The sequence below is a fragment of the Roseivirga sp. UBA1976 genome, from assembly GCF_002336325.1.
GTDB classification, from domain to species: domain Bacteria; phylum Bacteroidota; class Bacteroidia; order Cytophagales; family Cyclobacteriaceae; genus Roseivirga; species Roseivirga thermotolerans.
The window spans coordinates 45,210-54,174 of record NZ_DDDQ01000099.1 but is presented as its reverse complement, the minus strand read 5'-3'; the positions used below and the strand labels follow the sequence as shown (position 1 = coordinate 54,174).

Annotated in this window: 12 protein-coding genes and 1 tRNA gene; 8 read left to right on the top strand and 5 right to left on the bottom strand. The window is 43.4% G+C overall.

Features of this window, described 5'->3' with window-relative positions; genetic code table 11:
• Window positions 1–953 (bottom strand): ABC transporter transmembrane domain-containing protein (locus tag B3763_RS10070; protein ID WP_286746153.1); only part of this gene is annotated, 953 nt, incomplete at its 3' end.
• A 146-nt stretch (window positions 954–1,099) separates the two neighbouring features.
• On the opposite strand from B3763_RS10070, the gene B3763_RS10065 reads away from it, so the two are divergent.
• The 7 genes from B3763_RS10065 (at window position 1,100) to coaE (ending at window position 6,277) form a co-directional block, all read left to right on the top strand.
• Window positions 1,100–2,203: a Glu/Leu/Phe/Val family dehydrogenase gene (locus tag B3763_RS10065; RefSeq protein ID WP_286746151.1), complete on the top strand. Its 1,104-nt coding sequence runs from the start codon at window positions 1,100–1,102 to the stop codon at window positions 2,201–2,203.
• Between the two features lie 99 nt (window positions 2,204–2,302).
• Window positions 2,303–3,448, top strand: a complete 1,146-nt coding sequence (gene nusB / locus B3763_RS10060; RefSeq protein WP_189628167.1) for a transcription antitermination factor NusB — start codon at window positions 2,303–2,305, stop codon at window positions 3,446–3,448.
• 1 nt (window position 3,449) lies between these two features.
• Window positions 3,450–3,755, top strand: coding sequence for a YtxH domain-containing protein (locus B3763_RS10055; RefSeq protein ID WP_189628166.1), 306 nt, complete (start codon window positions 3,450–3,452; stop codon window positions 3,753–3,755).
• 94 nt (window positions 3,756–3,849) lie between these two features.
• Window positions 3,850–4,380 (top strand): DUF1573 domain-containing protein, encoded by a 531-nt coding sequence (locus B3763_RS10050; protein ID WP_189628165.1) that lies wholly within the window; start codon window positions 3,850–3,852, stop codon window positions 4,378–4,380.
• Between the two features lie 13 nt (window positions 4,381–4,393).
• Window positions 4,394–4,714 (top strand): preprotein translocase subunit YajC, encoded by a 321-nt coding sequence (yajC, locus tag B3763_RS10045; RefSeq protein ID WP_189628164.1) that lies wholly within the window; start codon window positions 4,394–4,396, stop codon window positions 4,712–4,714.
• A 2-nt stretch (window positions 4,715–4,716) separates the two neighbouring features.
• The gene (locus B3763_RS10040; RefSeq protein ID WP_286746147.1) at window positions 4,717–5,685 is read left to right on the top strand and encodes a hypothetical protein; all 969 of its coding nucleotides are present in this window, start codon (window positions 4,717–4,719) and stop codon (window positions 5,683–5,685) included.
• Window positions 5,678–6,277, top strand: coding sequence for a dephospho-CoA kinase (gene coaE / locus B3763_RS10035; RefSeq protein WP_286746145.1), 600 nt, complete (start codon window positions 5,678–5,680; stop codon window positions 6,275–6,277). The genes B3763_RS10040 and coaE overlap by 8 nt, the downstream gene beginning before the upstream one ends.
• Here coaE and B3763_RS10030 read toward each other — a convergent pair.
• Both B3763_RS10030 and B3763_RS10025 read right to left on the bottom strand, forming a co-directional pair.
• Window positions 6,266–6,526, bottom strand: a complete 261-nt coding sequence (locus B3763_RS10030; protein ID WP_189628161.1) for a hypothetical protein — start codon at window positions 6,524–6,526, stop codon at window positions 6,266–6,268. The genes coaE and B3763_RS10030 overlap by 12 nt on opposite strands.
• Before the next feature lie 32 nt (window positions 6,527–6,558).
• Window positions 6,559–6,936 carry a hypothetical protein gene (locus B3763_RS10025; RefSeq protein WP_189628160.1) on the bottom strand — a complete coding sequence of 126 codons (378 nt, stop codon included), beginning with the start codon at window positions 6,934–6,936 and terminating at the stop codon, window positions 6,559–6,561.
• Between the two features lie 288 nt (window positions 6,937–7,224).
• On the opposite strand from B3763_RS10025, the gene B3763_RS10020 reads away from it, so the two are divergent.
• Window positions 7,225–8,040 carry a pentapeptide repeat-containing protein gene (locus tag B3763_RS10020; RefSeq protein WP_286746142.1) on the top strand — a complete coding sequence of 272 codons (816 nt, stop codon included), beginning with the start codon at window positions 7,225–7,227 and terminating at the stop codon, window positions 8,038–8,040.
• Window positions 8,041–8,109: 69 nt separating this feature from the next.
• On the opposite strand, the gene B3763_RS10015 is transcribed toward B3763_RS10020, so the two are convergent.
• Both B3763_RS10015 and B3763_RS10010 read right to left on the bottom strand, forming a co-directional pair.
• Window positions 8,110–8,646 (bottom strand): YceI family protein, encoded by a 537-nt coding sequence (locus B3763_RS10015; RefSeq protein ID WP_286746139.1) that lies wholly within the window; start codon window positions 8,644–8,646, stop codon window positions 8,110–8,112.
• 243 nt (window positions 8,647–8,889) lie between these two features.
• Window positions 8,890–8,965, bottom strand: a tRNA-His gene (locus tag B3763_RS10010).

Here is an 8,965-nt window from a genome sequence, read left to right as displayed (position 1 = left end):
TGATTAATGCTGGTTATCCAACCGAGAGCAGTCACCGGCCAGGTGAGCATGTTTACATAAATCACAAACTCCGCAATATTGCCGTAAGTTATCTCCCCTTGAATAACCTTGGTTCCACCAATATAAATAGTCAGCAAAACGCTAAGGCCAATGAGTGCCATTATGAGTGGAAAAAAAAGAGCATTGACAAAAGTGAGCTTTAGCGAACGGTGTTTATACTTTTCGCTCTCGTTGGCAAATTTGGCAGCCGAGTCTTTCTCTCGTACAAAAGCCTTGAGTACCCGAATGCCCGAAAAAGCTTCCTGCACTGAGGTAGAAAGGTCGGAAAGACTTTCCTGAATCTTTTCCGATCGTTTGTTGATGACATTGTTTACAAAGTAAATGCTCAATGAAAGTACAGGCAACGGAAGAAGAGCATAAATCGTAAGCTCCACGTTTACTCTTAGCATCTCATAAATCACCATTGGGAACAGCACCAGTAGGTTAATGCCATACATAATGCCCGGACCAAGATACATTCTTACCTGGCTCACATCTTCAGAGATGCGGTTCATTAAATCGCCCGTATTATTCTTTCGGTAAAAGCTTAGTGGAAGGTTCTGATACTGCTCGAAAACCTCGTTTTTCAGGTCATACTCGATTTTCCGAGACATTACAATGATCGTTTGCCTGACCAAAAAGAGGAAAAAGCCTCTCAAAAAGGCCATTAAAATCATTATTCCACCCAGAATAAGCACTCCCACCTCAAGTTTATCGAACACCGATTCGCTGAGTCCGGAACCTTCGAACAAACGATATACCCTAAAACTATCGGTCACATAGTCTATGGCATAACGTACTACTTTAGCCGGCCATACGCCAAAATAATTGGAGATAACCAAAAAAATAAACCCAAGTATGAGTAGCCATTTGTACTTGAGAAGGTATTTGTTGAGGTGCTTAAGTTCTTTCACGATATTCTAAACAGCAGTGCTTTGCTAAAGGTTGCCGCCATCGTCATTATCCTTAGAAGATGTCGATCTTTTGGTTACTTTTGCGGTCTGTGATCCAATTTCGTTGGAGCCGCGGCAAATATAAAGTAAACTATATTATGAACGTAATGGAAGAAGTTAAGGCCGAGGGTAAAACCAAAAGTGTCTCAATTTTTGAAGAGGTAGCTGGTATGGGCCACGAGCAAGTGGTGTTTTGCAACGATGAAGCTACCGGTCTGAAAGCCATCATTGGAATTCACAATACAGTTCTGGGACCTGCACTGGGAGGAACACGTTTCTGGAACTACGCCTCAGAAGAAGAAGCAGTGATAGATGTGCTTAGGCTTTCCAGAGGAATGACATACAAAGCGGCTGTTTCCGGCCTCAATTTGGGAGGAGGAAAAGCCGTAATCATTGGCGATCCGAAGCAACTGAAAAACGAAGCATTCCTTCGCAGGTTTGGAAAGTTTGTGAATAGCCTCAACGGTAAATACATTACCGCTGAAGATATGAACATGAAAACCAGCGACATGGAGTACATCCATATGGAAACTCCTCACGTTACTGGTTTGCCCGTAGAAATGGGCGGAAGTGGAGACCCATCGCCTGTAACAGCCTATGGTGTATACATGGGCATGAAGGCCGCAGCCAAAAGGGCATTCGGTTCAGACTCACTGAATGGCAAAAAAGTCTCTGTTCAGGGAGTAGGCCAGGTAGGCATGTATCTGGTAGAGCATCTGGTAAAAGAAAATGCTCAGGTTTTTATAACCGATATTAATGAAGCCAGGCTTGCTAAAATAGCCAAAGAACAAGGAGCACAAGTTGTGGGCATGGACGAAATCTACGATCTTGATGTGGATATTTATGCGCCCTGTGCTATGGGAGCCACTGTTAATGATGAAACCATTGGCCGACTAAAAGCGCAGGTAATTGCAGGAGCTGCCAACAACCAGTTGAAAGATGAGGTTAAACACGGCCACATGCTGGTAGATAAGGGAATAGTTTATGCTCCTGATTTTGTGATCAACGCAGGGGGAATTATAAATATTTCTTCCGAGCTAAAGGGTGCTTACAATAAAGAGCAAGCCTACAGCTGGACAGAGAAGATATACGACACTACCCTGAATATTTTTAGCCTTGCTGAAAACGAAGGAATTCCTACCCAGCAAGCCGCTATGAGAATAGCCGAAAAACGAATTGCTGACGTAGGAAACGTAAAACTTTCATTTTAATTAATCAGTGAGTGGTTGGAAAAACCATTCACTGCTGTTTATTTTAACGTTCTCATACATTCTGAAATGCTCAACAGGAGATCTCTTAGAGTCAAAGTAATGCAGACCTTGTTCGCTCTGGGTCAATGTAAAGAAGCCAATTACAACATTGGCTTAGCAGAAATAGAGGAGGCCTTTCAACCAGACCTCAACTCTATGGAGCCACAAGACAAGGTGAAACTAAAGGCCGATGCCAAACAAGCCAAGAGCTTGCTAAGGCACAAAGTATACGGTTCGCCACTCAATACTTCCGAAACATTTTCTGCAGAAGTAGAGCGGGTGGTAGAATTGGCTCATAAGAACTATCTGGAAAATTCGCGCAAAGACCTGGAAAGACTAAAGAAAGATATGATCATAGATGCAGAGTCTTTGGTCGATTACTTTCTATGGATTATCAGTTTGCTAGTTACCTGGTCCGACCACAGTAAAGTGGAAGCCGATAAGAAACAGAAGCTCTCACCCGAAAGGCTGTTAAGTGGCGATTTTAACCTTGCCAAAAACAAGGTGATCGACTTCTTTCGAAATAGCTCCAAGGTGCAGGTGGCTCTGGTCAAGCGAAACATCTCCTGGGAGGAGGAAGAAGACAACTACAAAAACTGGTATAAGGAAATCGTTAAGAAAGACGAAACCTTTGGCGAGTATAGAAGAACCGCCAATCCGACTTTCGAAGATGATAAAGCTGTGGTAGATCACCTGATCAAAGACCTGGTGTTTAAAGCAGAAGTGATACTGTCGTTTTTTGAAGAAAAAGACATTCACTGGAAAGAAAATAAACCTATTGTCAGGAGTCTCGTTACCCGTTCTATCAGGGACGTTGAAGAAGACTCAGATCCGAAAGGGTTCGATTTACCCGATTTCTCCAATAACTGGGAGGAAGACAAAGAGTTTTTTGAGAAAATACTCGATTGCACAGTAGAAAACGAGGAGGAGTATGCTCAAATGATTGCCGCCAAAACTAAAAATTGGGAGGTAGATCGTTTAGCCAATACCGATCAAATTATTCTGAAAATGGCCATTGCTGAAATGCTGAATTTCAGAAATATACCTGTTAAGGTGACCATTAATGAGTATATTGAGCTTTCGAAAAATTATAGTACCCCAAAGAGCAAACAGTTCGTAAATGGCATTCTGGATGTGATTTCCAACGAACTAAAAGAGCAAGGGGTCTTGAAGAAATCAGGAAGAGGATTATTAGACAATAAATAGTATGAATAGAGGGTCGAGCAATTTATTAGCATTCGTATTGGGAGCGGCCACAGGAGCAATCCTTGGAATCTTATATGCTCCGGATAAGGGCTCCAACACCAGAGACAAGTTGAGCTATCAGTTAGATAAGTACAAAAAGCAGCTTGAAGACTTGCTTGAAGACCTTATCAATGGCAAGGTAGAAGTGTCTTCTTCGGCCAAAGAAGAAGGTAAGAAGGTGGTTTCTGATGCCCGTAAAAAGGCCGAACAACTACTGACCGATGTCGATGACCTGATAGGTCAGATTAAGTCTGGTGAAAAAGCATAATCAAAGAACCTGAGAGTAAACCAGTGACGTTGGAGGAAGCAGGAATTCAGTTTACTCAGTTTCGTTATATCAATAAAAACTAAAACGATTACACATGAAAACTAAAGTTTCTATTCTAAGCCTGGGGGCATTCTTACTGTTGCTGTCCGGCTGTGGAAATTCCGAAATGGAAAAGCGATTGGCCAATCTGGAAAGAAGGGTGAATCAGTTGGAAAATGGCAACGTGTCCAGAGGGGTGGTATCTACTCCAAATACCAACGGATCGGCCCAGGGCATAGAAAACAACCTGGCTTCCAATGCCTCTTTCGATTGGGAAACCACAGTATATAATTTTGGAACCATTAAGCAGGGTGAGGTAGTAAACTATACCTTCAAGTTTACTAATAATGGCACAGAAGATCTTCAAATTCAGAGTACTTCGGCCTCTTGCGGTTGTACAGTACCTAACCATACCAAAGAGCCTATTCCTCCGGGAGGTACAGGAGAAATTGTAGTGCGCTTTGATAGCAAGGGAAAATCAGGGCAGCAGAGCCCGGTAATTACCGTAGTGGCCAACACTAACCCACGGCAGGTTCGTTTGAGCCTGAGAGGTTTCGTGGAAACCAATGCCATTCCGGTGCCATAATCCTAAAAAGAATATGATACATAATATTTTAGTACAGCAACCGGCTCCACAAGGTGGTGGATGGATACAGCAGTTGGTATTGTTTGGTGGAATTGCTCTTGTTTTTTATTTCTTCATGATCCGTCCGCAACAGAAAAAGCAAAAAGATCAGAAGAATTTTATCAATGAGATAAAAAAGGGAGATAACATAGTGACCATTGGAGGTATGCACGGTAAGGTTTATGCCCTTACTGACGATACGGTGACACTAGAGGTAGATAAAGGAGTGAAAATCACTTTCGAGAAATCTTCCATTTCTTTAGAAGCTAGTAAAAGAGCCAATGAAAAAGCATAGTCTTGAGCAAGGCTGAAGACATACTCGATAAGCTCAGAAGGTCTTTCAACGCTCCGAGCACGAAAGACGAAAAAATAAAGGTGGTACTGATATGCTTTGCGCTGTCTACCACCTTTTGGTTTTTCAACGCCCTGAATAAGAACGATTACGTAACCAGGATCAACTATCCAGTGGCCATTGAATACGACCAAACACAATACATAGCCACAGAACCCCTGCCTACGCGGATTCCCATAGAGGTTTCCGGTGGAGGCTGGGATTTAATGACGCGTTCATTCGGTTTCAAAATGAAACCGGTGCAAATTCGGATAGATCGCCCTACAGAATCGGGCTATTTGCTCACAGCCGGTTTGCGCTCGGAAATTATGCCCGAACTGGAGCCCCTTTCTGTCAACTACTTTTTAAGTGATACGCTACGATATAAAATAGAGCGGAAGGTAACCCGTGAGGTTTTTGTGCAATACGATACGGCCGCTGTATCGCTCAACGAAAACTACATTAGGAGCTCAGACATGGTCTTGTCTCCGTCTACCATTACGTTCACAGGCCCACAGTCTGCTCTGGAAGAAATTGGGGATACCCTTTGGCTCAGAAAAGCAATTGATGATGTTTCGGCCGACTTTGAAGATGATATAGACCTGCCACAACTACCGGAATGGGTAGAGGCCTCTACCAATTCGGTACAAGTGAGTTTTCTGGTTGTGCGCATGCTATCTATGGACTCAGAGCTTGCTGTTGAGACAAGAGGATTTCCGCAGGGTTATGGCCCAAGCCCTCAAAAAGTAAGGGTTCGTTTTAAAGTACCCGAAACAGCGTTTGATGCCACCGATTCATTGCCAATGACGGTACAGGCCAGGTATCGGGAAATGTCGGCAGATTCTACCATTCGCTTGAGAATACAGGTTTTGAACAAGGCATACCGTCAGGTGAGTGCCGAGCCACAAACAGTGAAAGTAACCCGAAATGAATAAGCCACGCTTAATTGGTATTACCGGGGGCATAGGTTCCGGAAAATCTACCGTGACCAAAATGTTTCAACTGTTGGGTGTGCCGGTGTATTATGCAGACGATCGGGGTAAACAATTGATGATAGAGAGCGATACCCTGAGACAGGGCATTGCTGAAGCCTTTGGTGCGGAGAGTTATTTGCCAAATGGCGAATTGAATAGAAGCTATTTGGCTTCAAGAGTATTCTCCAACCCTCAAGAACTGGCCATACTCAATAGTTTGGTACACCCGGCTGTGGCTCAGGACTTCGATCAATGGGCGGCTGGTTATCAGTCGGTGCCTTATGTGCTCAAAGAAGCGGCACTACTTTTTGAAACAGAGAGCTACAAGCAGTTGGATCAGACCATTTGCGTAATGGCACCTAGGGCGGTACGGCTGGAACGTGTGTTACTCAGAGACGAACAGCGCAACAGGCAACAGGTAGAAGATATTATGGAGAGACAGGTGGGGGATGCTCAGCGGAAAAAACTGGCCGATTATCTGATTGACAATTCGGGAAATACACTTGTAATACCACAGGTGCTTCAAATTCATAAAAGTTTACTAGGCCTTTAGCAAACTTCCAATCTGTATCTGATCGGCATAAAACTTCATACGCGAATGCTGGTAGTCTAACGGTTGAATGCTTTCTATGCGGTCTAGTTTGTGATTGTAGAACACTTCCACAAAGATGTTTTCCAGCAAATAGAGATTTACTTTGTAGCCATAGTAACGAATGGCCAATTGAAAGGCACCATTTCTATACAAATATTCAATCTGCTCGCTCAGTGGTTGTTCAAAAAAGTGCTCTAACTCTTCGTTCATTGCCTTATGAAGATAAGGAAATCAGAAAAAGTCTAATAGTGAAGCGTGTGATAAAAGAGATTTTTTGAAGGGCATGGGGCTTTGTATACGAATATATATACTCCCTTGCCTGAATATTGGTTAAGATTCGACTTAAAAATGAACGGATACTTGGTGAGCTTGCTCAGGGTATGTATAGCCAGCCGGAAAGATTCGCAACGCCAGTATTTGAAGTGCTTACATTCATAATCGCTCCGTACCTTACCGGCAACTTTTACAATGTCCTCACTGGTGGCAAGACCCACCTTCCAGATAAACCTATTGTCCATCATCATCATATTAGAGTCGACCCATTTTTTTATCTCCTCCAGGAGCGTCTTTTCAGTGGGGTCATATTCTATTACATGCGACAATGCATAGGTTGTCTTCATTCGTTAAGTCTGGTTTTTAGTGAGTAAACTAAATTTTACAAGAAGTTCGCTGAATTAGGGAACGACACGAAGGAAATATTTAAAGCGCACAAAATCAAGTATATAGCCCTTAAATTCCGCATAATGTCCGATATGTGTGATGAAAGGAAAAGTTGCTTATTACAATTGCTTGCAACACCTTTGACCCAAAAGAAGGGCTATTTCTACATATACCCAGATTTAGGTATTGTCAAGTCCGGGCAGACCGACTAATTATGGGGCATTGTTTTTGTTGCAAAAGGCATTGGCATGAGGACCATCAATAGCAGACAATTTCTCAAAATACTGAAAGGTGAAGATCTGGAGTTTCGTATATCGCAATACCCGGTGCGGCTCGTGGATAAGGTAAAGCTTGAGGGTCTACATTTTCCATACGACATTCATTTCAGAGATAGTGTTTTCCAGGAGTTGAGCTTTCGCAATTGTCGTTTTTCAGGCGACCTGAGTTTTTCAGGTTCCAAAATTGGGAAGCTTAGTCTTCGAGCCTGCGATTTTAGACATCTGTCTGTAAAGCAGACGGAGGTGCTTCAGTTCGAAGTAAAGAAGTCTGTTCAGGCCAAGTCGGTGACAATTGGTGCCTCTGCCATTAATTCGCTGGTCATTGAACACAACGAGGTGTTTGAGTCCATCGAGTTGGGTTGTGAAAACCACATAATGCAAGCCAGTCTGAGCTACAACGGAGACATTCAGAAGAATTCGTTTAAGTCTACCATATTTATTTGCCCGGAAAGGTTCGATATCCTGAAGCTCAAAAACAATTGCGCTGAAATATTGCATGTTGGCACCATTGGTGAGCATGCCCAATTTGAAGTGGAAAACCTTTCGGCCAACTTGCTACTATTTTCCAACTGCAATGGAGAATCTACTAACGTGGCTCTTCGCGGCCTGCGGCCTATCGATCCGGCAGTGGCATCTGTGTGCATTGTTAATTCGGAGCGAATTGTACGACTCAACGATCAGGGAGTGTTCAACGCCTTTAGTCGCATAAAGCGATATAAGCATAGCCCCAGCGATCTGCAAGAGACCAAGAAGGGGCTGTTGGGCTTAGAAGGCAGACAGTGTTAAAGGGGCTATAGAAAAGCCCCGTCCCAAAAGTTGGGAGCAGGGCAGTAGCTTATTGACTAGCATAGGTGTTTAGGCTTGAGTAAGCTGAATGTTTAGCTGAAGCTTTACCCGATCGCCAACTACTATACCACCGGCCTCAGTAACCATGCTCCAGGTTAAACCAAACTCTTTTCGGTCAATAGATCCGCTAATCTCGAATCCGGCCTTGGTTTGTCCGTAACCGTCTACCATAGTGCCTCCATGTTCCACATCGAGCTCCACTTCTTTGGTAATGTCCTTGATGGTGAGTGGTCCGGCCAGTTTGTATTGGTTATCGGCTACTTTTTTCAAAGAGCCCTTAAACGTAATGTGAGGGAATTTTTCTGCATCAAAGAAGTCGGCACTTTTTAGGTGATTGTCCCGATCGGATTGGTTGGTATCTACACTGGCGGTTTCCAGAGTGAACCCCGCAGTGGCGCCATTAAAATCGTCAGACTCAGCCTCAAGGCTGCCTTCAAAACGGTTGAATTGCCCAGTAACGGTTGAAATAACCAGGTGTTTTACTTTAAACTGAACCTCGCTATGCGTTGGATCAATTTTCCACAATGTTTTAGTTGCTGTTTCCATTTTTCTTTTGTTTCAAGTAATAATCACCAAACTGTATGTACGTACATATAGTTCAAAGAAGCTTTAAATTTTCGAAAAGGCGGTAGGGAGGGATGATGTATATACACCTGAAGTCAAAGGGGATTAAAGCAAGGTTGCCGTAGAGCTATTGATGGGTTGGTGGGTTGAGTTTGTTTCTATCTCCTAAATGAAAAATGTTTCTGCAAACAAAAAAAGCCAGCTACTTGCGTAACTGGCTTTTAAGGGTGGAAGATGGGACTCGAACCCACGACCTCCTGAACCACAATCAGGCGTTCTAACCAACTGAACTACAACCACC